The 23,050-nt window shown below is 64.4% G+C and carries 23 protein-coding genes and 1 riboswitch; of the genes, 16 read left to right on the top strand and 7 right to left on the bottom strand.

Going from position 1 to position 23,050, the window contains the following annotated elements; translation table 11 throughout:
• Positions 1–84 precede the first annotated feature (84 nt).
• The gene (locus FPZ08_RS00935) at positions 85–1,200 is read left to right on the top strand and encodes a site-specific DNA-methyltransferase (RefSeq protein WP_146292851.1); all 1,116 of its coding nucleotides are present in this window, start codon (positions 85–87) and stop codon (positions 1,198–1,200) included.
• Positions 1,201–1,276: 76 nt separating this feature from the next.
• Here FPZ08_RS00935 and FPZ08_RS00930 read toward each other — a convergent pair whose 3' ends face one another.
• Both FPZ08_RS00930 and dapA read right to left on the bottom strand, forming a co-directional pair.
• Entirely contained in the window at positions 1,277–1,750 is a 474-nt protein-coding gene (locus FPZ08_RS00930) for a VOC family protein (RefSeq protein ID WP_146292850.1), read from the bottom strand.
• Positions 1,751–1,863: 113 nt separating this feature from the next.
• A complete protein-coding gene (gene dapA, locus FPZ08_RS00925; protein ID WP_146288244.1) occupies positions 1,864–2,760 on the bottom strand; it encodes a 4-hydroxy-tetrahydrodipicolinate synthase in 897 nt (298 codons plus the stop codon).
• A gap of 347 nt (positions 2,761–3,107) precedes the next feature.
• Between dapA and FPZ08_RS00920 the strand changes: the two genes are divergently transcribed.
• Positions 3,108–4,262 carry a GGDEF domain-containing protein gene (locus FPZ08_RS00920; RefSeq protein ID WP_246132856.1) on the top strand — a complete coding sequence of 385 codons (1,155 nt, stop codon included), beginning with the start codon at positions 3,108–3,110 and terminating at the stop codon, positions 4,260–4,262.
• On the opposite strand, the gene mutY is transcribed toward FPZ08_RS00920, so the two are convergent.
• Positions 4,259–5,326 (bottom strand): A/G-specific adenine glycosylase, encoded by a 1,068-nt coding sequence (gene mutY, locus FPZ08_RS00915; protein WP_246132770.1) that lies wholly within the window; start codon positions 5,324–5,326, stop codon positions 4,259–4,261. The genes FPZ08_RS00920 and mutY overlap by 4 nt on opposite strands.
• Before the next feature lie 146 nt (positions 5,327–5,472).
• Here mutY and FPZ08_RS00910 point away from each other — a divergent pair, with 146 nt between their 5' ends.
• The 14 genes from FPZ08_RS00910 to gcvPB all read left to right on the top strand — a co-directional run bounded on the left by FPZ08_RS00910 (position 5,473) and on the right by gcvPB (position 19,883).
• On the top strand, positions 5,473–5,991 hold the full coding sequence (locus tag FPZ08_RS00910) for a DUF721 domain-containing protein (protein ID WP_146288242.1): 519 nt from the start codon (positions 5,473–5,475) through the stop codon (positions 5,989–5,991).
• Between the two features lie 214 nt (positions 5,992–6,205).
• Entirely contained in the window at positions 6,206–6,964 is a 759-nt protein-coding gene (locus tag FPZ08_RS00905; RefSeq protein ID WP_186767153.1) for a thioredoxin domain-containing protein, read from the top strand.
• Between the two features lie 36 nt (positions 6,965–7,000).
• A complete protein-coding gene (gene smc / locus FPZ08_RS00900) occupies positions 7,001–10,456 on the top strand; it encodes a chromosome segregation protein SMC (protein WP_146288240.1) in 3,456 nt (1,151 codons plus the stop codon).
• 67 nt (positions 10,457–10,523) lie between these two features.
• Entirely contained in the window at positions 10,524–10,952 is a 429-nt protein-coding gene (locus tag FPZ08_RS00895) for an antitoxin Xre-like helix-turn-helix domain-containing protein (RefSeq protein WP_146288239.1), read from the top strand.
• 1 nt (position 10,953) lies between these two features.
• The gene (locus FPZ08_RS00890; protein WP_146288238.1) at positions 10,954–11,646 is read left to right on the top strand and encodes an RES family NAD+ phosphorylase; all 693 of its coding nucleotides are present in this window, start codon (positions 10,954–10,956) and stop codon (positions 11,644–11,646) included.
• Between the two features lie 891 nt (positions 11,647–12,537).
• The gene (locus tag FPZ08_RS00885) at positions 12,538–12,783 is read left to right on the top strand and encodes an AtpZ/AtpI family protein (RefSeq protein WP_186767152.1); all 246 of its coding nucleotides are present in this window, start codon (positions 12,538–12,540) and stop codon (positions 12,781–12,783) included.
• A gap of 17 nt (positions 12,784–12,800) precedes the next feature.
• Positions 12,801–13,556 (top strand): F0F1 ATP synthase subunit A, encoded by a 756-nt coding sequence (locus tag FPZ08_RS00880; RefSeq protein WP_146288236.1) that lies wholly within the window; start codon positions 12,801–12,803, stop codon positions 13,554–13,556.
• Between the two features lie 74 nt (positions 13,557–13,630).
• A complete protein-coding gene (locus tag FPZ08_RS00875) occupies positions 13,631–13,858 on the top strand; it encodes a F0F1 ATP synthase subunit C (RefSeq protein WP_056227959.1) in 228 nt (75 codons plus the stop codon).
• A gap of 100 nt (positions 13,859–13,958) precedes the next feature.
• Positions 13,959–14,558 (top strand): F0F1 ATP synthase subunit B family protein, encoded by a 600-nt coding sequence (locus tag FPZ08_RS00870; protein WP_146288235.1) that lies wholly within the window; start codon positions 13,959–13,961, stop codon positions 14,556–14,558.
• A gap of 4 nt (positions 14,559–14,562) precedes the next feature.
• Positions 14,563–15,066, top strand: coding sequence for a F0F1 ATP synthase subunit B family protein (locus FPZ08_RS00865; protein WP_146288234.1), 504 nt, complete (start codon positions 14,563–14,565; stop codon positions 15,064–15,066).
• 131 nt (positions 15,067–15,197) lie between these two features.
• A riboswitch (glycine riboswitch) is annotated at positions 15,198–15,286 on the top strand.
• Between the two features lie 154 nt (positions 15,287–15,440).
• A complete protein-coding gene (gene gcvT / locus FPZ08_RS00860) occupies positions 15,441–16,610 on the top strand; it encodes a glycine cleavage system aminomethyltransferase GcvT (protein ID WP_146288233.1) in 1,170 nt (389 codons plus the stop codon).
• Positions 16,611–16,620: 10 nt separating this feature from the next.
• Positions 16,621–16,986: a glycine cleavage system protein GcvH gene (gene gcvH / locus FPZ08_RS00855; RefSeq protein WP_146288232.1), complete on the top strand. Its 366-nt coding sequence runs from the start codon at positions 16,621–16,623 to the stop codon at positions 16,984–16,986.
• A 9-nt stretch (positions 16,987–16,995) separates the two neighbouring features.
• The gene (gene gcvPA / locus FPZ08_RS00850) at positions 16,996–18,339 is read left to right on the top strand and encodes an aminomethyl-transferring glycine dehydrogenase subunit GcvPA (RefSeq protein WP_146288231.1); all 1,344 of its coding nucleotides are present in this window, start codon (positions 16,996–16,998) and stop codon (positions 18,337–18,339) included.
• Positions 18,336–19,883, top strand: coding sequence for an aminomethyl-transferring glycine dehydrogenase subunit GcvPB (gcvPB, locus tag FPZ08_RS00845; protein WP_146288230.1), 1,548 nt, complete (start codon positions 18,336–18,338; stop codon positions 19,881–19,883). The genes gcvPA and gcvPB overlap by 4 nt, the downstream gene beginning before the upstream one ends.
• Positions 19,884–19,930: 47 nt before the next feature.
• On the opposite strand, the gene FPZ08_RS00840 is transcribed toward gcvPB, so the two are convergent.
• The 4 genes from FPZ08_RS00840 to FPZ08_RS00825 form a co-directional block, all read right to left on the bottom strand.
• Entirely contained in the window at positions 19,931–20,692 is a 762-nt protein-coding gene (locus FPZ08_RS00840) for a class I SAM-dependent methyltransferase (protein ID WP_146288229.1), read from the bottom strand.
• A 240-nt stretch (positions 20,693–20,932) separates the two neighbouring features.
• Positions 20,933–21,520 (bottom strand): hypothetical protein, encoded by a 588-nt coding sequence (locus FPZ08_RS00835; RefSeq protein ID WP_146288228.1) that lies wholly within the window; start codon positions 21,518–21,520, stop codon positions 20,933–20,935.
• A gap of 23 nt (positions 21,521–21,543) precedes the next feature.
• Complete coding sequence (locus FPZ08_RS00830; RefSeq protein ID WP_146288227.1) at positions 21,544–22,038, bottom strand: peroxiredoxin; 495 nt, start codon at positions 22,036–22,038, stop codon at positions 21,544–21,546.
• Between the two features lie 123 nt (positions 22,039–22,161).
• Positions 22,162–22,962, bottom strand: a complete 801-nt coding sequence (locus FPZ08_RS00825; RefSeq protein WP_186767151.1) for a protein-disulfide reductase DsbD domain-containing protein — start codon at positions 22,960–22,962, stop codon at positions 22,162–22,164.
• Positions 22,963–23,050: the final 88 nt, after the last annotated feature.

Genomic DNA, 23,050 nt, shown 5'->3' with positions numbered 1-23,050 from the left:
AAAAACGCTCCATTAACCCTGGCCGGCCTATAACGGGCTGGTTAGTACTGCGTTAGGGTTAAGTGTATGTTGCGTACCGCGCGTATGGCTCCAGAGGCCACTGCGGAAGAGGCATCGCGCCTCCCGATCGATACCATTCTCGTGGGCGATTGCATCGACCACATGAATGCCCTGCCGGCCGGCTCGGTCGATCTCATCTTTGCCGATCCGCCGTATAACCTGCAGCTCGACCAGGGCCTCACCCGCCCCGACCAGAGCAAGGTCGATGCGGTGGATGACGACTGGGACAAGTTCGACAGCTTCGCCCATTACGACGTCTTTACCCGCGCCTGGCTCAAGGCGGCGCGCCGTGTGCTCAAGCCGGATGGGGCCCTGTGGGTCATCGGCAGCTACCACAACATCTTCCGCGTCGGCACGGCATTGCAGGATCTCGATTTCTGGATGCTCAACGACGTTGTGTGGCGCAAGGCCAATCCGATGCCCAATTTCCGCGGCACGCGCTTCACCAATGCGCATGAAACGCTGATTTGGGCCGCCCGCAGCCAAAAGAGCCGCGTCACCTTCAACTATGAAGCCATGAAGCTGGCCAATGACGACACGCAGATGCGCAGCGACTGGCTGTTCCCCATCTGCACCGGGGCCGAACGGCTCAAGGGCGAGGATGACGAGAAGGTCCATCCGACCCAGAAGCCGGAAGCCCTGCTGTTCCGCATTCTCAATGCCACGACCAAACCCGGCGACATCGTGCTCGATCCCTTCTTCGGCACCGGCACGACGGGGGCCGTGGCGCGCAAGCTGGGTCGCCACTTCATCGGCATCGAACGCGAGCAGACCTATATCAACGCCGCGCTCAAGCGCATCGCCTCCATCCGGCCCGGCGTGTTCGAGGCGCTGCAGTCGGTTACGCCGAAGCGCAAGGAAACCCGCATTCCGTTCGGTTCGCTGGTCGAGCAGGGCCTTATTGATCCCGGCACGCAACTCTTCGACTTAACGAAACGTTACTCCGCCATGGTTCGCGCAGACGGCTCGCTCGTCTCGGGTACCCACCAGGGCTCCATCCACAAGGTTGGCGCTTTGGTTCAGGGGGCCGAGGCATGCAACGGGTGGACGTTCTGGCACCACGAGCAATCCGGGCGGATGGAGCCCATCGACACGTTGAGGACCGACATCCGTCAAAAACTTGATTTGCTTTCTGCCTGATCCTGACCTCCAATCACGTCTCAGGCTCTACTCACTGGCCGCCGGTTTGCCCCGGCGGCCTTTTTGTTTGGGTGTGTCAGCCGCGCCGGGCCGCCTCGATTGCGGCAATGTCGATCTTCTTCATTTTCATCATGGCTTCGAAGGCGCGCTTTGCTTCACCGCCGCCGGCCGCCATTGCCTCGGTCAGGGCGCGCGGCGTGATCTGCCAGGAGAGACCCCATTTATCCTTGCACCAGCCGCAGGCACTTTCCTCGCCGCCATTGCCGACGATAGCGTTCCAGTAGCGGTCGGTCTCTTCCTGGTCGTCGGTGGAAATCTGGAACGAAAATGCTTCGCTATGCTTGAATTGCGGCCCGCCATTGAGCCCGAGACAGGGAATGCCGAGCACGGTGAATTCGACGGTCAGCACCTCGCCCTGCTGGCCGGAGGGGTTGTCGCTGGGCGCGGCGGAGACAGTGCCAACCGAGCTGTCGGGAAAGGTCGCGGCATAGAAACGCGCCGCGGCCTCGGCGTCCTTGTCGTACCATATGCAGATCGTGTTCTTGGCAATGTCCATTGCTCTATCCTTTCGCGTCCGGGTCATCGGGTTCGGCTTGAAGGGCACATATCAAAATGCGCTCACGCCATATGACGTTCCGGCGCCGACGCGCGCGACAAACGGATTCACTTTTCTTCCGCTATCGCCTGCTCGATCCGCCCCGCCAGCCCCTCGCTGACCGATACCATGGGCAGCCGCATTTCCGGGCTGTCGATCAGTCCCTGCCGCCACAGCCAATACTTGATAGCGCCGGGGCTGGGTTCTGAAAACAGCAGGCGCGGTATATCGGCCAGTTGCTGCCAGTCGGCCAGGGCGCCGGGCTGGTCGCCGGCCAGCAGCCTGGTGCGGATGGCAGCGAAGGCACGCGTATGGACATGGGCCGAAGCAAGGATGGCACCATCCGCGCCCTGCGTCAGGGCGGAATAATAGAACGCGTCCTCCCCCGTCAGCACGGCAAAATCCGCCGGCTTCCGTCGCACCAGGTCGAAGGACTGGGCCGGGTCAGCGCAGCAATCCTTGACCCCGACGATATTGGTCCGCCCGGCCAATCGCAGCATGGTCTCGTTGCCGAGATTGACCCCGGTGCGATAAGGGATGTTGTAGATAATGATGGGCTTGTCGGTGCTGTCGGCCAGCGCCGAGAAATGCTGGAACAATCCCTCCTGCGAGGGGCGAGTATAATAGGGACAGGCAATCAGGTAGCCCTGCATGCCCCAGCCGGCGCTCCGCTCCAGGGCCTTGCCGATCTTGCGCGTATCGGCGCCGGAAATCCCGAGATAGATCGGAATGTTCCGCCCCGCTGCACCCAGCGCGGCTGAAGTCACCGACACCAGAAGCTGCGCCTCCGCATCGTCCAGCGACAGGCCCTCGCCCGTCGTCGCGCCGAGGATCAGGCCATCCACGGGCTGGGCGGCATAATGTGCCACCAGCCGGTGCAGCGAGGTCTCATCCAGCTTTCCGTCGCGAAATGGCGTGACCAGCGGCAGCCAGAGGCCGGGTAATTCAGGGTGGTTCGTTTCCATGTCATCTCCTGTGGGCCGGAGACAGAGCATGCATAAAATCCCCGTCGAACCGGCGGGGTCTTTCTGATCCGAATGCTTGCTAAAAACTGCGCGCGACGACCATCAGCCCCTGTGGGGCGTTTTTTTCGCGCTCGTGGACGTGTTGCGGCAGCAGTTCATGACGCCAGCGTCGGGGATGGCAGGGATATTGTCAATGCCGAAGCCGAACGGGCGGGCGCAATTTTCTTTAACGATAGTGACGGCTTGCCAGGTCTGTTTCTTGCGTTTGCAAGGCCGTTGTTAACCCGACCAGGTTCAATATCGCCGCCGCCGACACGCATGCGAGGGGGACCGCTGCCGTGACCGTCATGGTTGGATTGAACATCGTCATTGCCGGCATTCTGGGCTTCACCGCCGCACTGTGCGCCGGGGCCAGCATGGGCATGCGCGGCAACAGACCCATGAGCTGGCTCGCGGTCGCCCTCGCCATGGGCAGCGTACAGACACTGGTGATGACCTTTGCCGGCGGTAGCTGGTTCGAGGCCTCGGCGGCGGCCATGCTTGCGCCGCCGGCCTATCTCAGCGCCGGCCGGGCCATTCGCGCCCTGGCACCCCGCCCCGGCAGCGGCCTGCCGGTGGTGGCAGTGGTGCTCGGCCTTTCGGCGACCGCGCTGGTGCTGCAGGCCATGGGCTCGCCCTATTTCTATCAGGCGCTGGCGGTGCAGCTGGCCTGCACCATTGCCGTGGGCGACGCGGCCTATCAGATGGTGCGTCGCGCCCGCCGCAGCCTGCTGGATGGCGTCACCATTGCCCTGCTCTGCGCGCTGGTCGCCTTCTCCGCCGTGCGAGTGCCGCTGCTACTGAACCTCTTCGGACCCGAAGTCACCTTCACCTCGTTCCGCCAGTCCTGGCTGGAAACGGCTTTGCTCAGCGTTTCCGGCCTGCTGGTGCCGCCGATCATCTTCCTGCTGCTGGCCCGTACGGTCAGCGACACCATCGCCACCTATCAGCGCCAGTCCGAACGCGATGGCCTGACCGGCCTGCTGAACCGGCGCGCCTTCGACACCACCGCCGACGCCGCCCTGAGCAACGGCGGCGCGGTAATCTTCTGCGACATCGACAATTTCAAACAGGTCAACGACCGGTTCGGCCATGAGGCGGGCGACGACGTGATCTGCACCCTCGCCGCGCTGCTGGCCGAATCCGGTCATCCCGCCGGCCGCATCGGCGGCGAGGAATTCGCCCTGCTGCTGCCGGGACAAAACGTCGAGAGCGCCATGGAACTGGCCGACGATATCCGGGCGCGCTTCAACGGCACGCTGCATCCGGTTCTTTCTCCCAATGAATGGCTCAGCACCAGCTTCGGCGTCAGCTATTGTGCGCCGGGCGAAAGCCCCCGCGCGGCCTTCCGGCGGGCCGATGTGGCGCTCTACCGGGCCAAGGAGGCGGGCCGCAACCAGGTCAGTGCCTTCATGCCCAACCCGGATGTGACGACAACGCCCTCGCCTCGCGCTGCGGCCTAGTCGAGCCCGGCTTCGGCCAATACTTTGCGAAACAGCGTCGGCAGCGCTTCGCCCTTGAGCGCCCGGCGCTCGGCCCACCAGCCGCCATCGAGCCCATCAGGAATGACCGTGGCCGACCACACTTCCAGCTCCAACCGGAAATGGGTGAAAACATGTACAACCTGCCCGCGATGCCGCCAGTCGGCTTCGGTGGGATAGGCAACATCGGGCAGTACCGAAGCCCAGTCCGAACCCGGAACCTCACTCATGCCCCCCAGCAGGCCCTTTTCCGGGCGTGATTGCAGGTAGACGTCACCATCGGCGTCCAGCATCACATAGGCATGGCCCTTGCGCACCGGGCGTTCGGCCTTGGCGGGTTTGAGCGGATAGCGCGTCGGATCGCCCTCTTTGGTCGCTAGGCATCCCGGCTGGATCGGACACAGCATGCAGGCCGCCATGCGCGGCGCGCAAATGGTAGCGCCCAGATCCATCATGGCCTGCGCAAAATCCCCTGCCCTTGACGGCACCGAGGCCTGCAAGGCGGCCCGCAGCTCCTCCTTGGCCTCGCGCACCGGCACGGGCAGTGCGTAATAGCGCGCCAGCACCCGGTCGAGATTGCCATCGAGCACCGCCACACGCTCGTCGAAACAGATCGCGGCGATGGCGGCGCTGGTGTAAGCGCCGACGCCCGGCAGGGTCTGCAAGCCCGCCGAGGTCTGCGGAAACACGCCGCCATGCTCGCGCACCACCGCCTGCGCGCAGGCATGCAGGTTTCGCGCTCGGGCATAATAGCCCAGCCCGGCCCATTCCTTGAGCACGCTGTCGAGCGGGGCCGCGGCAAGATCGAATACATCAGGCCACAGGCTGGTGAAGCGCAGGAAGTAATTCTTCACCGCAGCAACCGTGGTCTGCTGCAGCATGACCTCGCTCAACCAGACCCGATAAGGATCGGGCCTGATGCCCCGCGCCCGATCCGCCGGCGCAACGCGCCAGGGCAGGTCGCGGGCATGGCGATCGTACCATGCAAGCACGGCCGGGGCATCGATGGGGGCGGGGAGATGCATGACTATCGGATAACGCGACATTGCCCGGGCCACAAGCGCACGACCTCGTCCTTCGACGGGCTCAGGATGAGGTCTGCCTGGGACTCGATATTTCGTAGACCTCATGGTGAGCCTGTCGAACCACGAGGTCGTGGCACCTTGCAGCGCGACATCCCGGGCGATACTCCATGCCCATGGCCAAAGACGACCTGCCCGAGCCCAAGCGCCGAAACAGAACCATGGCCGTCGCCGATGTGCTCAGCGGCGCGCTGGACCCTGTGTTGAAGAAGCGCGGCTTTGCCAGCCGGGACATCATTACCCATTGGGCGGCCATGGCGCCCGAGCCCTATGATAGCGTGGCCATTCCCGACAAGTTGACCTGGCCGCGGGGCGAGCGCAGCGCCGAGGGCGCGACATTGCTGCTACGCTGCGTGCCCGGCCACGCGCTGGCGATCGCCCATGAAGGCCCGCGGATCGCCGCCGCCGTCAACCGCTATTTCGGCTTCGTGCTGGTGGGTGCCGTCAAGCTCTCGGCCGAGCCGTTCACACCAGGTTCAGGGCAGAAGGCGCAGAAGACCGATCAACCGAACCAGAGCACTATCGCGAAGGTCGGGGCCCAGGTGGCCGATGTGACAGATGATGATCTGAGGGAAGCGTTGCGGACATTGGGTCACGCGCTATCCAGCAGGTCGGGGCGGAACAGTTAGGTCAGGCCGAGTCGAAAAGTTCGGTTTTCGAGAACCGGCGCGCAGCGTGCGTTCTGCACGTGAGCACCGGAAGCGGAGAATACCGGGCTTTGCAGGCCGGCATCACCTAACTGACAATGCAAGCGGACCGTTCACCGTAGGTTGATGAATGTGCCCACTTGCCCACACAATTGCCCCGTGTAGTGTCGCCCACATCAAAACAGGAGCGTTAGCCGTGAAATTCAACCGCCGTGACACCCTTATCCTGGCCGCTGCCGCATCGGCTTTGAGCCTGTGCGGGGTCGCCACCGCCAATGCGGCCGAAGGCGACATGATCGACATGGCCAAGCTGATGGCGCCCGCCGGCGGCGTGGCGGACCATGTGCAGGGTAGCGAAACCGCGCCCGTCACGGTCATCGAATATGCCTCGCCGACCTGCCCGCACTGCGCCACCTTCGCCACTCAGGTCGCTCCGGCGTTCATCGAAGCCTATGTGAATACCGGCAAGGTCAAGTTCATCACCCGCCCCTTCGTGCGCAACGTGCTCGACGCCGCGGTGTTCATGCTGGCCGAGGCCGCCGGCCCGACCAATTACCACAATGTGCTGGCGACCTATTTCAAGACGCAGACCAACTGGGCTGCATCGCAGACCCCGCGTGACGCGATCCTCGAAATCGCCAAGCAACTGGGCTTTACCCAGGAAACTTTTGATGCCGCATTGACGAATCAGGAGCTGTTCACCGGGATGGAAGCCTTGCGCGAACAGGCGCTGGATGAATTCGGTCTTTCAGGCACCCCGACATTCTATGTCAACGGCAAGACACTCACTGGTGACAAGACGCTCGAGCAGCTCGCCGCTGAGATCGATCCGCTCATCCCTGCCGATTTCGTGGTTACCGCGCCCGCAGCCGAAGTGCCCGCGACCGATGCCATGGCTCCGGCTGTCGACACCATGGCACCCGCACCGGATGCGATGGCTCCTGCTGCGCAGTAACCTGCCTTTCGGCAGCGCCGCTCCGGTGGCGCTGCCATGAAATTCTCCCGCCTCAAGCTGCATGGCTTCAAGTCGTTCTGCGACGAGACCACGCTTGTTATGGAGCCGGGCCTGACCGGTATTGTCGGCCCCAATGGTTGCGGCAAGTCCAATCTGGTCGAGGCCATGCGCTGGGTCATGGGCGAAAGCTCCTACAAGGCCATGCGCGCCTCGGGCATGGATGACGTGATCTTTTCGGGTTCGGGCAATCGTCCCGCCCGCAATTCGGCCGAAGTCACCCTCGTCCTCGATAATAGCGACCGCACCGCCCCCGCCGCTCTCAACACGGCCGATGTGCTGGAAGTCACCCGCCGCATCGAGCGCGAGGCCGGCTCGGTCTATCGCGTCAACGGCAAGGAAGTGCGCGCCCGCGACGTCCAACTCCTCTTCGCCGACGCGTCCACCGGCGCCCATTCCCCCGCCATGGTGCGGCAGGGCCAGATCGGCGAGCTGATCGCCGCCAAGCCCACCGCTCGGCGTGCCCTGCTCGAAGAGGCTGCGGGCATTTCGGGCCTTCATTCGCGCCGCCATGAGGCCGAGCTGCGCCTGCGCGGGGCCGAGGCCAATCTCGAACGCGTCGATGACATCATCGCCCAGGTCGAGACCCAGCTCGAAACCCTCAAGCGCCAGGCGCGGCTGGCCACGCGCTATCGCTCGCTCTCAGGCGATATCCGCCGCGCCGAAGCTACGCTCTATCATATCCGCTGGGTCGCGGCCCGCTTCGCCGAGAAGGAAACCGAGGCGCAGCAGGCGGTTCTGGTGCGCGAATTGGCCGACGCCACCCATCTCGAATTGCAGGCGCAGAAAAAGCTCGAAGCCGCCGACGCCGCCCTGCAGCCCCTGCGTGACCGCGAAGCCGTCACCGGCGCCGTATTGCAGCGCTACACGATCCATGCCGAGCAACTGGCCGAGGAAGCCCGCCGCGCTGACCAGCGCCGGGCCGAGCTGGAAGACCGCATCCGCCAGCTCGCCGCCGATGGCGTGCGCGAGCGCGAATTGGTCACCGAAGCCGAAGCCACGCTTGCCGCCTATGCCGAGGAGCAGGCTCGCCTTGCCGCCGAAGGCGAGGCCGCCCAGGCCGATTTCGACATCGCCCGCGCCGAAGCTGATGCGGCCCGCGAAGCGGTAGCCGGCGCCGAGACCGAAGCCCGTGCTGCATCAGATGCGCTGGCGCAGGTCCGCGCCCGCCGTGCCCAGGCGCTCCGCTCGGCGCAGGATGCCATGGCGCGCATCAATCGCCTCACCCAGCAAGTTGCCGAAGTGGACAACGAGGCGCGCACCGTCGCCGCCAGCCTCGATGCCGACGAAACGCTCAGCCTCAAGCGCGCCGCCCTCGCCGCCGCCCAGGCCGCCATCGCCGAAGCCGAACAGCTTGCCACCGCGGCCGAGGAAACCACTGCCGGCGCACAAGGCAAGCTCGACGCCGCCCGCCCGCGCCTCGCCGAAATCGACGCCGCGCTCAATCGTCTCGAAGCCGAGGCCGCCACATTGGGCAAGATGCTCAATGTCGGCGCCAGCCTCTGGCCGGCCATTGTCGACCAGCTCAAGGTCGCCCCCGGCTACGAAACCGCGCTCGGCGCCGCTTTGGGCGACGATCTCGAAGCCAGCTCGGATGCCGGCGCCCCCATGCATTGGTCGGTGCCCGTCGATCATACGGACGATGCCGCCCTGCCCCAGGCCGCCGAACCGCTATCCCGCTATGTCACCGGCAGCCCGCTGCTCAAGCGCCGGCTCGACCAGATCGGGCTGATCGACGCTGCCGACGGCCCTGGCCTGATGCATGCGCTGAAACCCGGTCAGCGCCTCGTCACGCTTGACGGCGCCCTGTGGCGCTGGGACGGCTTTGTGGCCGCCGCCGATGCGCCGAGCGCTGCCGCACAGCGCCTCGCCCAGCGCAATCGCCTGGCCGATCTCGACGAGGAAATCGCCCATACCAAGGGCGAGCGCAACGCCTGGAAGCGCGATGTCGAAGCCCTGACCGCCGCGCTCGAAACCGCCCGTCAGGACGAGCGCAGCCGCCGCGAGGCCTGGCGCACCGCCCAGCATGCCATCGGCACGGCGCAGGCGGAGGTCGACAAGGCCCAGCGCGCCATCGGCGATCTCACCACGCGCCAGTCGGCGCTGGAAGAGGCCCGCATCCGCCTCGCCTCCAGCCTTAGCGAAGCCGAGGCCATCCGCGCCGATGCCGAACAGGCGCTGATCGAAGCCGGCACCGAGGACGATGCGGCCCGCCTTGCCGAGGCGCACCAGGCCGCCCTCGACACGGCCCGCGAGCGCGCCGATCAGGCCCGGCTCAAGCTGGGCAGCTTCGAGACCGCCGCCCGCATGCGCGATAGCCGGCTCGCCCAGCTCGAACGCGACGTTCAGAGCTGGCAGCGCCGCCGCGACGGCGCCCTGGCCCAGCTCTCGACGCTCGACCAGCGCAGCGCCGAGGTCAGCGCCCAGCTCGCCAGCGTCAGTGAAACGCCCGATGGTTTCGCCGCCCGCCGCGCCCAGCTCGAGGACCAGATCGAGCAGGCCAAGATCGAGCACAAGGCCGCCGGCGACAGCCTCAATGTCGCCCAGTCCGGCTGGCGCGAGGCCGACAAGGCACTCAAGACCGCCAGCGACCTGCTGGGCAATGCCCGCATCGAAGTCACCCGCATCGAGGAGCGCATCCGGGGTTTCATCGCCCAGCGCCAGCAGATCGAGCGCCAGATCGAGGAAGTGCTGGATATTCCGGCCAGCAAGACGCTGGAGGCCTCCGGCATCCGCGCCGGCGATCCCCTGCCCTCCGAACCCGCCACCGAACAGAAGGTCGATCGTCTCAAGGCCGAGCGCGAGCGGCTGGGCGGGGTCAACCTCTCCGCCGAAAAGGAGGCCGTCGAGGTCCAGGAAAAGCTCGACCTGATGGTCAAGGACAAGGAAGACCTGATCGAGGCCATCGCCAAGCTCCGCACCGGCATCCAGTCGCTCAACCGCGAGGGGCGCGCCCGCCTCAACGAGGCCTTCGTCAAGGTCAATGCGCATTTCCAGGAGCTGTTCACCACGCTGTTCGGCGGCGGCACGGCCGAGCTCAGCTTCGTCGAAAGCGACGATCCGCTCGAAGCGGGCCTCGAGATCATCGCCCGCCCGCCGGGCAAGAAGCCGCAGACCATGACCCTGCTGTCGGGCGGCGAGCAGGCGCTCACCGCGATGAGCCTGATCTTTGCGGTCTTCCTCACCAATCCGGCACCGATCTGCGTGCTCGACGAAGTCGATGCCCCGCTCGATGACGCCAACGTCGAGCGTTTCTGCAACCTGCTCGATTCCATGCGCCAGCGCACCAATACGCGCTTCATGGTCATCACCCACAATCCGATCACCATGAGCCGGGTCGATCGCCTGTTCGGCGTCACCATGGCCGAGCGCGGCGTCAGCCAGTTGGTGTCCGTTGACCTGACCACGGCCGAGAGTTTCCGCGAAGCGGGCTAAGCCCTTGAACTTCTCGACACACGCCATCATTTGATGTATAAACCCTACGTCATTTGAAGGAATTTCAATGCAAAGCGCGCTGCAATCCGTTCCGGATACCCCTGATCGCCAGGATTTCTCCCGCGATGCCGATCGCGCGCGGCTGTCGAAGGTTGCGCTCAGGGCTTACCGGCGGCTGGTCGAGCAATGGGGGCTGACCGGCCATCAGGCCGCCGCCCTGCTCGACGTGTCGGTCAGCACCTGGGAGCGGATGAAGCAGGACGAGAAGGGCAAGGCCCTGAGCCAGGACCAGATGACGCGCATTTCGGCGCTGGTCGGCGTGTTCAAGGGGCTGCACCTGCTGTTTGCCGATGACATGGCCGACCGCTGGCCGAGCCTGGGCAACAAGGCGCCGCTCTTTGCCCGCATGAGCCCGATCGAATCGATGATCAGGGGCGGCATCCCGCAGATGCTCGACGTGCGCCGCTATGTGGATGCCGTGCGCGGGGGCCTTTAGTTTGCAGGTCGACGGCATTCCCGTCACGACCGAGGCGTTTCCCCGGACCGTGCGTCTGGTGACGACCGCACGCCTGCGCGCCCCGGTGCTCATGCCCCTGGTCGACAGTGAGGATGAGCTCGCTTTGCTCGGCGAAATCGAGGGTGCCACCAGCGCCCGGCTGATGGCGCAGGAGCGCGGCATATCGGGCCTGGCCGCCAATGAACTCGTCTATGACGTGCCGCATGCCCATTTCATCAATGCCTGCTTTGCCTATGCGAAGCCGCAGCAGCCCAACCGCTTCAACGGCGCCAATCGCGGCGCCTGGTATGCGGCGCTGGCGCTGCAAACCTGCCTGGCCGAGGTCGGCTTTCACCTGACCAAGGCGCTGAGCGATGCCGGCGATTTCAATGCCACGGTCGAATATGCTGAAATGTTCTGCAGCCTGGCAGGCGACTTCATCGACCTGCGGCAGCGCCCGCAGCACCCCTCGCTTGGCGCCGACATCGCCACCGCCTATCCGCTTGGCAATGCCCTGGCCGAGAGTGCGCGCGCCGAAGGCCTCAATGGCATCATCTACCCATCGGTCCGACACCCCGACGGCACCTGTCTCGTGGCGCTACGCCCCGCCGCCGTGCAATCGGTGCGGCAGGGCGATGTCTATCGCATGATCTGGCGCGGCCGGCCCGAGCCGATCATCGAGGGCCCGCTATGACCTCTGGATACAAGTGGCGCAATCGCACCCCACCCTCGATGTCATCCCGGCCTTGAGCCGGGACCCATCTCGAGATCGCGGCACGGCCGCAAGGTGGATCGTCCGACCACTGTACAAGCCCCACCACCTCAGGATGGATCCCGGCTCAAGGCCGGGATGACATCGGGGGTGGGGGTACTCACAAGCACAAATCTATCCATCTTATCCCCCACCCCAAAACCGCGCGTATTATCCTCCCATCTTCCGGGATACGGGCGGCGCTGCAGCGACGGGCGTCCGGAGGCCAGCCGGGGGAGTGGGGGTCGCGCTCCGCTCCGGGTCGAGCGGACGAGGCGTTTGGGCGGGGTGCTACGGCTAACTGCTAGGGTCTGCGATCGCGCCGTCCGAGCAAGTCCCGGCATCCCGAGGCGGCTTCCGTCTCATTTTTAATTTATCAGAGGCGAAAGCCGTCTCGGGATCCGCTCGCTGCCAGTCCTGGCATGCGTTCGTCTATCGACAACCGCATCACAGGCGGCGCTTTGCCATGTCTTGGTGGACCAGAATCCCCCCTGTCCGGCCCCTGCGCCGTCGCCACGACCCATGGACAGCATGCCGCACCCCTGCGACAAGCTGATTTCACATTATATTTCAAAGCCTTATGGGCGCTAACGTTATCTTGACACTCCCCAGCCCCACCACTATGTTGCGCGCGACTTGAAAGGGCGTCCCGGAAATATCCGGAGAAGCCGGCCGAGGGAGCGAGCGGATGGCAAGACCGCAAGATGACCAGAGCCAGCCGGACAGCGCCAAAGGGGTGACGCGTGATCTCGCATCGCGCATTGCCTCTGCCAAGCGGGACCGCGATATCGAGGACAACAGAGCCTCGAGAAACGCCCCCCGGAGATGAGCGGTATGGCGCGCGGCATGCGCATCGGTACCGAGTTCATCGCCGCGATCCTGGTGGGGGCCGGTATCGGCTATCTCATCGATCTCGGCCTGGGAACCAGGCCATGGGGAATGCTCATCATGTTCATGGTGGGCTTCGCTGCCGGAATACTCAATGTCACCCGCGTGGTGACAGCAATGAACAAGGCGGCGCCGCCGCCACCAGGTTCGGACCTTGGCCCGAACGTGGCAGACGATGAAGACGACAGGTAGACCATAGGGGTTTGGGCGTGGCCGATCCGAATAAAGTAGATCCGATCCACCAGTTCGCGATCACCGACGTCTTCTCGATTGGCGAAGGCGGCTTCGCACTCACCAACTCAGCCCTGTTCATGGTGCTGACGGTTGGCCTCATCATTATCTACATGGTTGGTTCGACCGCGCGCCGGAGCGTGGTCCCGAGCCGCGCCCAGGTGGTGTCCGAACTGCTTTACGATTTCGTGGCCAATATGGTCAGGGGCGCGGCAGGTTCGGAAGGCATGAAGTTCTTCCCCTTCGTGTTCAGCCTCTTCATGTTTGTGCTCATCGCCAACATGTTCGGCATGATCCCGTTCTTCTTCACCGTCACCAGCCACATCATCGTCACCTTCGCGCTGGCCATGCTGGTCTTCGTGGTGGTCATCGGCTACGGCATCTATCGCAACGGTTTCAAGTTCTTCAAACTGTTCGTGCCTGCCGGCGTGCCGGCCTATGTGCTGCCCATCGTGGTGCCGATCGAGATCGTTTCGTTCATCTCGCGTCCGATTTCACACTCGGTTCGTCTGTTCGCCAACGTGTTGGCGGGCCACATTACCGTCAAGGTATTCGCCGGTTTCATCATGTCGCTCGGTTCGCTGGGCGTCCTGGGTTTCCTCGGCGCCTCGCTGCCGCTGATCATGACCATCGCGATCACGGCCCTGGAATTCCTCGTGGCGGCGCTGCAAGCCTATGTGTTTGCCGTGCTCACCGCGATGTACATCAATGATGCGATCCATCCGTCGCATTAGACTGGACTTCAACCGTTCCGTGGTCGTCACTGCGTTGACCCGGACACCGAGCATAGTCTCAAAGGAGCAGAATAATGGAAGCTGAAGCAGCGAAGTTTATTGGTGCGGGCATTGCCGCGATTGGTATGGCCGGCGCCGCCATGGGCGTGGGCAACATCTTCGGCAGCTTCCTGTCGGGTGCCCTGCGCAACCCGTCGGCTGCACAGAGCCAGTTCGGTAACCTGATTTTCGGTTTCGCCGTGACCGAAGCTCTGGGCATCTTCTCGTTCCTGATCGCCCTGCTGCTGTTGTTCGCGGTCTGATTTCCCGCGACCCAGTCGAAGCGGCGGCCGGGAGGATTTTCCTTCGGGCTGCCGTTTCCTTATACGGCTTTCGGGCCTGCTGCTTTATGGGTAGATCAATATGGAAACCGAAACTCCAGTAGCAATCGATGGTGCCGAGCACATCGATGCCTCCGCCGAAGGCGGCGTTGTCCATGCTACGACTGAAGCGCATGGCGGCGAAGAGCATTCCAGTGCGTTTCCACCCTTCGACCCGTCGACTTTCGGGCCCCAGCTGATCTGGCTGGCCCTGAGCTTCGTGGTCCTCTATTTCACCATGAGCCGGCTGGCTCTGCCGCGCATCGGTGGCATTCTCGCCGATCGCAAGTCGCGCATCGACGGTGATCTGACCGCTGCGGATGCCGCAAGGCAGAAGACCGACGCGGCCATCGCCGCCTATGAAGAAGCGCTGGCGACCGCGCGGCAGAAATCCCAGGCCATTGCCGAGGAAACCCGTGCCGGTATCCAGGCCGATATCGACGCCAAGCGCAAGGCCGTCGAAACCGACCTGTCCGCCAAGGTCGCGGCTGCCGAGACCAGCATCCAGGCCACCAAGGCCGAAGCGCTGGGCCACGTTGCCGAAATCGCCGCCGATACGGTGCAGGCCCTGGTCAAGCAACTGACCGGCTCGGCCACTGCCGACGAGGCCCGCAAGGCCGTCGCCGCCGCGGCCAAGGAGTAAACTGATGGATTTCTCATCTATCGACGCAACCACCTGGGCCACGATCTGGGCGACCATTTCCCTGATCATCTTCATCGGCATCATCATCTATTTCGGCGTGCCGAAGATGATCACCAAGATGCTCGATCAGCGCATTGCGCAGATCGAAACGGACCTGGCCGAGGCCAAGCGCCTGCGCGAAGAAGCCGAAGCGCTGCTGGTCGAATATGAGCGCAAGCGCGTCAGCGCCGAGGGCGAAGCCGAAGGCATCGTCACCGCCGCCAAGGAAGAGGCTAAGCGCCTGGCCGACGACGCCAGCGCCAAGCTGACCGACCTGATCGCCCGCCGGACCAAGGCCGTCGAGGACAAGATCGCCCAGGCCGAGGCCCAGGCGCTTGGTGAAGTGCGCGCCAGCGCCGCCGAGCTGACCGTCTCGGCTGCGCGCATCGTGCTGAACCAGCAGATGGCCAGCAAGGGTGACGATCTTGTCGCCAAGGCCATCGAGGATGTCGGCGCCAAGCTCAACTGAGCGAAAGCGCAGAACGGATCAGGGGCGGGCATTTATGCCCGCCCTTTTCATTTGCGCTATACTCCTCGCCGATCGCCGCAAGGGGACAAGCATAATGGCGCGTTGACGCGCCCCGGAATCTCGACCATGTTGCGGCCACTGCGGGAGAGATTGGATTTTCTCCAGCGCCGAAGGAGCAACCGCCCCGGAAACTCTCAGGCAAAAGGACCGCAGTCAGGTCAACAACTCTGGAAAGCGGATCGGGGAACCGATCCCACCGAAGGAGCAACCGGCGCTCAGCCGGGAAATCTCTCAGGGCAAGGACAGAGGGGGCACGGAATTCGCCGCAGGGCGAAGCTTGTCGTGTCGCCTTGTTCATTTCCCGGGATGTGTTGATGGCCGAAACCTCAGCCGAAAACCTCAAGACCACTCCGCTCTTCGAGAGCCATAATGCCGCCGGCGGCCGCATGGTGCCGTTCGGGGGCTATTCGCTCCCCGTGCAATATCCGTCCGGCATCATGGCCGAGCACAAATGGACCCGCGAACAGGCCGGCCTGTTCGACGTGTCCCATATGGGCCCGAGCTTCCTCGTGCTCGACAATCTCAGCGGCGACGCCGAGGCTGATCACGCCGCCATATCGGCCGTCATCGAACCGCTGATATCAGGCGACATTGCCGGCCTCAAACCCGGCCAGATTCGCTATTCGCTGCTGCTCAACGAGCAGGGCGGCGTGCTTGATGACCTGATGATCGCCCGTTCGCCGCTCGTCGCGGGCGGGCTCTATATCGTGGTCAATGCCGGCACCAAGGACGCCGATTTTGCCCGCATCGAAGCGGCCGCCGCAGGCAAGGCCCGCCTGATCCGGGCCGACAGCAATTATGCCCTGCTCGCCCTGCAGGGGCCGGAAGCGGTCAATGTCATGGCCCAGATCGCGCCTGATGCCATCGATCTCGGTTTCATGACCTATAATGCCTTCGACTGGGGCAGCGACAAGATTGTGGTCTCGCGCTGCGGCTATACCGGCGAAGACGGGTTCGAAATTCTGGTCGTCTCGCGTGACGCCGTCGCCCTGTGGGATGCCTTGCTCGCCGACTCCCGCGTCAAACCGATCGGCCTGGGCGCCCGCGACAGCCTGCGACTCGAAGCCGGCCTGCCGCTCTATGGCCACGACCTCGACGAGACCATCTCCCCCATCGAGGCCGATCTCGGCTTCGCCATCTCCAAGCGCCGCCGCGAGGTCGGTGATTTCCCCGGCGCCGCCAGAATTCTCGCCGAACGCGAAAGCGGCCCGTCACGTATCCGCGTCGGCCTGATCGTCGAAGGCGCTCCGGCCCGCGAAGGCGCCGAAATCCTCGATGCCTCGGGCAATGCCATCGGCGTCGTCACCAGCGGTGGCTTTGCGCCCTCGCTGGGCAAGGCCATTGCAATGGGCTTCGTGCCCCCCGCCCACGCCACCCATGGCAACAAACTTCAGGTGTCGGTCCGTGGCCGCGCCCAGCCGGCCGAAGTGGTCCCTACCCCCTTCGTGCCGCATCGCTATTTCCGCAAAGCCAAAGCCAGTTGAGAGGCCAGCCATGACCACCAAGTTCACCCCTGACCACGAATATATCCGCGTCGAGGGTTCGACCGGCATTGTCGGTATCACCAACTACGCACAGGAAGCGCTGGGCGACATCGTCTTCGTCGAGCTGCCCAGCGTCGGCAAGGTGTTGAAGAAGGGCGACGAGGCTGCCGTGGTCGAGTCGGTGAAAGCCGCCTCGGAAATCTACGCCCCCGTCGCCGGCACCGTGACCGAAGTCAACGATGCCCTGTCCGGCGAACCCGGCCTGATCAACGCCGATCCGGAAGCCGGCGGCTGGATCTACAAGATCGCCATCGCAGATGCCGGCGAACTCGACGACCTGCTCGACGCCGCCGCCTATGCGGACCTGACGAAGTAAAGAGGCATCATGCGCTACCTCCCCCATTCCGACCATGAACGCGCCGAGATGCTTGGCGTGATCGGCGCGGCCGATATCGACGCGCTGTTCAGTGCCGTGCCCAAATCGGCGCTTAGGAGTTTCGATCTCGGCCTGCCGGCCCATAGCCCCGAATTCCTGGTCGAGGCGCATATGCGAGCGCTGGCCGGTAAGAACCGCGCTGGCGCAGACGGCCCGTTCTTCGTCGGTGCGGGCGCCTATCGCCACCATGTGCCGGCCACGGTCGATCACCTGATCCAGCGTTCGGAATGGCTCACCGCCTATACGCCCTACCAGCCGGAAATCTCGCAGGGCACCCTGCAGATGCTGTTCGAATTCCAGACGCAAGTGGCCAAGCTGACCGGGATGGATGTGGCCAATGCCAGCCTCTATGACGGCTCGACCGGCACGGCCGAAGCCGTGCTGATGGCGCGCCGCCTCACCCGCCGCAACAAGGTCGTGCTGTCCGGTGGGCTCCATCCACATTACCGCGACGTGGTGAAGGCCTATCTCAAAGACGATACCGATCTGCAATGCCTCTCCGCTTCGCCGGAAGGCCAGGGCGATATTCTCGACCGTATCGACGAGCAGACTGCCGCCATCGTCATCCAGACGCCGGACTTTTACGGCCACCTGCGCAACCTCAAGGTGGCGGCTGATGCGGCCCATGCCAAGGGCGCGCTGCTGATCGTTGTCATCACCGAAGTGGTTTCGCTCGGCCTGCTGGAAGCGCCGGGCGCCTATGGCGCGGATATCGTGGTGGCCGAAGGCCAGTCCATCGGCAATGCCCTCAATTTCGGCGGGCCTTATCTCGGCCTGATGGCGACCCGCAAGGAATTCATCCGCCAGATGCCGGGCCGGCTGTGCGGCGAAACCGTCGATGCCGAAGGCCAGCGCGGCTTCGTGCTGACGCTCTCGACCCGAGAGCAGCATATCCGCCGCGAGAAGGCGACATCAAATATCTGCACCAATTCGGGCCTCTGCGCCCTCGCCTTTTCCATCCATATGGCGCTGCTGGGCGAAGCCGGCTTCACCAGGCTTGCCCGCCTCAATCACGCGAATGCCTGCAAGCTTGCCGACGCTTTGGCTGCGGTTGGCGGGGTGGAAGTGCTCAACAAGACCTTCTTCAACGAGATGACTATCCGAACCAGCCAACCGGCCGCCGAACTGGTGGAGCGTCTGGCCGCCCGCGGCATCCTGGCCGGCGTGCCGGTCAGCCGACTCGAGCCCGACCACCCCTCGGTTGCCAACCTGATCATCGTGGCCGCCACCGAACTCACCACCGATGCCGATATCGCCGCGCTCTGCGCCGCCCTTGCGGAGGAACTGCAATGAGCATGAACAATCAGGGCCGCCCCACCGGCACGGGCACGTCGAGCTTCGCGTCCTCCACCGGCTCGGCGCTGCTGCCGAACGAGCCGCTACTGTTCGAAATCGGCGACACCGAGCATTCCGGCGTCGACCTGCCTGACGTCAGCGTCTCCACCAGCCGCCTCGGCGGCTTCGAGCGCAAGATGCCGCTTGATCTGGCCGGGCTCACCGAGCCCGAGGCGATGCGTCACTATGTGCGCCTCTCCCGCCTCAACCATTCCATCGACAGCGGCATGTATCCACTGGGCTCGTGCACGATGAAGCACAATCCGCGCCTCAACGAGAAGATGGCCCGCCTACCCGGTTTTGCCGACATTCACCCGCTGCAGCCGGTTTCGACCGTGCAGGGCGCGCTGGAACTGATGGAGCAGCTCAGCCACTGGCTGATGACCCTGACCAATACCGCTGCCGTGGCGCTGACGCCCAAGGCCGGCGCGCATGGCGAGCTGCTGGGCATGATGGCCATCAAGGCGGCGCAGGAAGCGGCCGGCCAGAGCCACCGCAGAATCGTGCTGGTGCCCGAAAGCGCCCATGGCACCAATCCGGCCACCGCAGCCTTCCTCGGCTATAGCGTGAAGGCCATTCCTGCCCGTGACGACGGCACGGTGGACGTGCAAGCCGTCAAGGATGCGCTGTCATCAGACGTGGCAGCAATCATGCTGACCAATCCCAATACCTGCGGTCTGTTCGAACCCGATGTCATCGAGATTGCCGAAGCCGTGCATGCGGCCGGGGCGTTCTTCTACTGCGACGGCGCCAATTTCAACGCCATCATGGGCGTGGTGCGGCCGGGCGATCTCGGCATCGACGCCATGCATATCAACCTGCACAAGACCTTCTCGACGCCACATGGTGGCGGCGGCCCCGGCGCGGGCCCGGTCGTGCTGTCGAAGGCCCTCGCCCCCTTCGCGCCCGTGCCCTTCGTGCGCAAGGCCGGCGATGGCCTCGAGCTGGTCGAGCATGCCGAAGGCGATGCGTTGGGCCGTATCACCGCCTTCCAGGGCCAGATGGGCATGTATGTCCGCGCGCTGACCTACATGCTCAGCCATGGCGGCGACGGCCTGGCGCAGGCGGCGCAGGATGCGGTGCTCAACGCCAACTATATCAAGGCCCGCCTCGCGCACGCCTTCTCGGTGCCGTTCGGCGACTATCCGACCATGCATGAAGCGCTGTTCGACGACAGTTTCCTCGCCGGTACTGGTGTTACCACACTCGATTTCGCGAAGGCGCTGATCGACGAGGGCTTCCACCCCATGACCATGTATTTCCCGCTGGTCGTGCATGGCGCCATGCTGATCGAGCCGACCGAAAGCGAGAGCAAGCAGACACTCGACCATTTCTGTGCCGTGATGGAAGAGCTGGCCGCCGACGCCAAGGCCGGCAATGCCGAGCGCTTTACCTCGGCTCCCCTCAAGGCACCGCGCCGCCGGCTGGACGAAACCCGCGCCGCGCGCTCGCCCATCCTCAAATGGGAGCGGGCGGAAGAACTGCCGCAGGCGGCGGAATAAATGCAGAAACACCACCCTCTCCTCGCAGGAGAGGGTGGTGTTCGCGGCTAGAGCTTTACTGCCCGCAGCCCGAGGAAGAGCGGAAACTCCCCCGCGGCTCGCCGGTCAGCCCGGCTATCGCCCTGCACAGGCAGATCGCCAACTTCTCTTATCCCCGTCAACGCCAAGCCGGCTAAACTCAACGCTTCGGCATAGGCACCGAGCGGACGATGATAACTGCGCGTGGTGCCATTGCCATGGCTCTGCATAGGTACGGCGAGTGGCGTCAGATAGGAGTCGAGCCTGCGGAACTTGAGCCCCCTGCCCTCGTCCCAGCCCCACCCGCTCTGCCGCGGCACGCGGAAGCAGGGATGCAGCATCACGACAGCCAGCCGTCCACCCGGTTTCAGGAGCCTGGCCGCGCTGGCCATTGCCGCGTCAAGCGGATTGATGTCCTGGATCGACAGCAGGAAGCACGCCGCATCAAATCCGCCCACCGGCAGATGCACATGGCGCGGCAGGCGGGTCACGTCTCCCACCACAAACCGCCCGCTTTTACCATGGCTCTTGCGCGCTTCGGCAATCAGCCGCGGCGACAGGTCGATGCCGACAAAGCTGGCGCCCCGCGCCGCGACCGGCGGCGCCAGAATGCCCGGGCCACAACCCAGATCAGCAATATGCTCACCCGCCCGAGGATCGAGCATTTCCAGCAACAGCGGCACGGCGAGGGCTCGATGATAGCGGCTGCCATTGTTGCCGGTCCAGCCGACATACCATTGCGCGACGGCATCCCAGCTCTGCGAGCGGGCACGATTGATATTTCTTTTCATGATTGGTCTCGGTGTCTCGAAAGCTGCTTCGAGAGACGAGACGGCGCCGGTTTCGGAGGCCGGCCCTACAGCCTTACGGCCAAGCCCCCGCATACGCGTTCAGTCCGGCTGCCAGGCGGCCGGCCCAAACGTCATGGATCGACACCGCCTTCAGGCGGTGCGGATACGAATGAAAAAGGTGGCGGCTCTGATCATGCCGGCTCCTTAGCCCGGACCTGCCGGTTCGAGCAAGCGCAGATGTCAGCCGCGCGTATCGAAACCGACCCAGATGGTGATTTCCTCGCCGCCCAGATAGGGGATGGCGACGTTTTCGATCACCTTGACGAATTCGGACGACCGCGCCGGCGCGGCAATGGAAACCGGCATCGTATATTTCTCGGAGAAAATCGCCTGCCCATCACGCTCGACGGCAAAGCGGATGGGAGCATTGACCGAGGTCTGGTTGCCGGCAGGGCCGAGCAGGACGCGGCCGACAACACCCATATTGACCGTGATCAGCCCGTTGGACACCACGCAGTTGCGCGAGGTTTCGTCGATCACACCCTGGTACTGCAACGACCTGGCGTCGCCCACGCGGCCGCTGCCATAATAGAACATGGCTTCGCCGCCGGGGCGAATGCGGATCGGCGGGCACTGCGTGGCAATGGCGGGCAAGGCGCTGCTCTGCGCCTGCGCCACTGCGGCCGGCGTGGCCGTGGCATTCTGCAATTGCTGGTTCTGCGTGGCATTGCCACCGCCGAACAGACCGCCCATCGAGCATGCTGCCAGCAGCGTCGCGGTGGCGCAGGCGGCAGTCAGACGCAGCGTCAGGGAAAGGAACTGGTTCATGAGGCTATCTCCTGACGCAAACACTAGCTTCTGGCGGCTTCGAGCGCCATGAGAATGGCGGGAGCACCGCTGGCATTCACGCCCGGCGCATCTTCGACGAAAACGGCATCGACGACGCCGTTGCGGATCAGCATGGCCGAGCGGGCGAAGCGCTTGCCCATGCCGGAGCCCGACATGTCCTTGGCGAGCCCGAGAGCTTCGGCAAATTCGGCATTGCCATCGGCGATGAAATCGATCTTCCCCAGCGCGCCCGAGGCCTCGGCCCAGGCCTTCATCACATGATGATCATTGGCCGCGGCGCAGACAATGCGATCGACCCCCGCAGCCCTGAGCTTGGCCTCGTTGGCAATGAAACCGGGGAGATGGTTGACGTGACAGGTGGGCGTAAAGGCGCCCGGCACGGCGAAGAACACCACGAGCCCCGTTCCGAGAACGGCATCGCTGGTCGTGTCCGTTGCGCCATCGGCGCCCACAAGTTTTACCCGCACGGACGGGACCGGACTGCCGCGTTCGATCATAAAAGGATGCGCCCCATGATTCAGGCCACCGGGCGGCGGCCGTTGCTCGGTCTCAAGTGCAATCGGGATAAGCGGCTTTGGCGCCGCCGACAAGGCCTATTGCCCCTTTCCCCCTCACACCGTTCAGTCGGCCTTGGGCACCATAATGGTGCGCCTGACCTCGAAAGCCCCCATATCCGTCAGGAATGTGAGCTGAACAGCCTGGTTTTCCAAGTCAATTTCATCGGCTTTGCCCAGGATGGGGATGAGCACTAGGTGCGGTTCCGGGCTTTTTTGCGGCGTGCCGAACAGCGGATCGCCACCATCCGTCGCCGCGATCAGCGAGGTCGGATCAATATCGGGATCATCGACCTGCACCGCCAGCATGCCGGCATCGCTCCACAACTCGACATTGCCGATGGGCTGCGCATCCCCCTCCCACTCCATGGGCGTCGTGGCGAGGGCCTGGCGAATGCGCAGGCCATTGGGGCGATCCGGCGCGGTATCGGCGAGCGGCAGGGAGAAGCTTGCCTGGGCCGGCACGCAGATATCCGAACAGATGCCGAGAACGGCGCTGAGCTCGGCACTGGGCGACCCCGGCTGGACCGTCAGCTCCACCGGCAGGACGGTGGGGCCGAAATAGGCGTAATCGAGATATTCAGCCGTTTCCTGACGAGTCGGGTAAGGCCAGACAATCCGATGGCCGAGCACGCCCATCGAACCGGCAAAGTCCAGTTCGGTCGGCAGGCCGGTATCGCCGGGAACGCGCCAATAGGTCTTGTTGGTATCGGGCATATCGATTTCGAGCCCGATCAGCGTGGTACCATCGGGCTTGATCTGCCCGGTGCTGATCAGCCGCAGCTTCACGCCGGGCGCGACTTCCTGCCAGGCGGTTTCGCCCGCGTGGGCGGGGCCGGCGAGCAAAGCAAGACTGAGGGCAAGCAAGATGGGACGCATGGGGAAGGGATTAGCGCAGGAACGGGTTTAGAAATAGCTGATGGCCCATCATGCCTTCGTGAAGCATGGCCCGATC

Origin of the sequence: Devosia ginsengisoli (assembly GCF_007859655.1) — a bacterium.
GTDB lineage: Bacteria > Pseudomonadota > Alphaproteobacteria > Rhizobiales > Devosiaceae > Devosia > Devosia ginsengisoli.
This window is presented reverse-complemented; position numbering and strand designations above follow the sequence as displayed.

Bases quoted from the DNA above. Each gene is read 5' to 3' on its own strand.
- gcvPB (WP_146288230.1), top strand. From the start codon at position 18,336: ATGAGCATGAACAATCAGGGCCGCCCCACCGGCACGGGCACGTCGAGC.
- gcvH (WP_146288232.1), top strand. From the start codon at position 16,621: ATGACCACCAAGTTCACCCCTGACCACGAATATATCCGCGTCGAGGGT.
- FPZ08_RS00910 (WP_146288242.1), top strand. From the start codon at position 5,473: ATGCCCATGGCCAAAGACGACCTGCCCGAGCCCAAGCGCCGAAACAGA.
- FPZ08_RS00885 (WP_186767152.1), top strand. From the start codon at position 12,538: ATGGCGCGCGGCATGCGCATCGGTACCGAGTTCATCGCCGCGATCCTG.
- smc (WP_146288240.1), top strand. From the start codon at position 7,001: ATGAAATTCTCCCGCCTCAAGCTGCATGGCTTCAAGTCGTTCTGCGAC.
- gcvT (WP_146288233.1), top strand. From the start codon at position 15,441: ATGGCCGAAACCTCAGCCGAAAACCTCAAGACCACTCCGCTCTTCGAG.
- FPZ08_RS00875 (WP_056227959.1), top strand. From the start codon at position 13,631: ATGGAAGCTGAAGCAGCGAAGTTTATTGGTGCGGGCATTGCCGCGATT.
- FPZ08_RS00935 (WP_146292851.1), top strand. From the start codon at position 85: ATGGCTCCAGAGGCCACTGCGGAAGAGGCATCGCGCCTCCCGATCGAT.
- FPZ08_RS00870 (WP_146288235.1), top strand. From the start codon at position 13,959: ATGGAAACCGAAACTCCAGTAGCAATCGATGGTGCCGAGCACATCGAT.
- gcvPA (WP_146288231.1), top strand. From the start codon at position 16,996: ATGCGCTACCTCCCCCATTCCGACCATGAACGCGCCGAGATGCTTGGC.
- FPZ08_RS00835 (WP_146288228.1), bottom strand. From the start codon at position 21,520: ATGAACCAGTTCCTTTCCCTGACGCTGCGTCTGACTGCCGCCTGCGCC.
- dapA (WP_146288244.1), bottom strand. From the start codon at position 2,760: ATGGAAACGAACCACCCTGAATTACCCGGCCTCTGGCTGCCGCTGGTC.
- FPZ08_RS00865 (WP_146288234.1), top strand. From the start codon at position 14,563: ATGGATTTCTCATCTATCGACGCAACCACCTGGGCCACGATCTGGGCG.
- FPZ08_RS00840 (WP_146288229.1), bottom strand. From the start codon at position 20,692: ATGAAAAGAAATATCAATCGTGCCCGCTCGCAGAGCTGGGATGCCGTC.
- FPZ08_RS00920 (WP_246132856.1), top strand. From the start codon at position 3,108: ATGGTTGGATTGAACATCGTCATTGCCGGCATTCTGGGCTTCACCGCC.
- mutY (WP_246132770.1), bottom strand. From the start codon at position 5,326: ATGTCGCGTTATCCGATAGTCATGCATCTCCCCGCCCCCATCGATGCC.
- FPZ08_RS00895 (WP_146288239.1), top strand. From the start codon at position 10,524: ATGCAAAGCGCGCTGCAATCCGTTCCGGATACCCCTGATCGCCAGGAT.
- FPZ08_RS00830 (WP_146288227.1), bottom strand. From the start codon at position 22,038: ATGATCGAACGCGGCAGTCCGGTCCCGTCCGTGCGGGTAAAACTTGTG.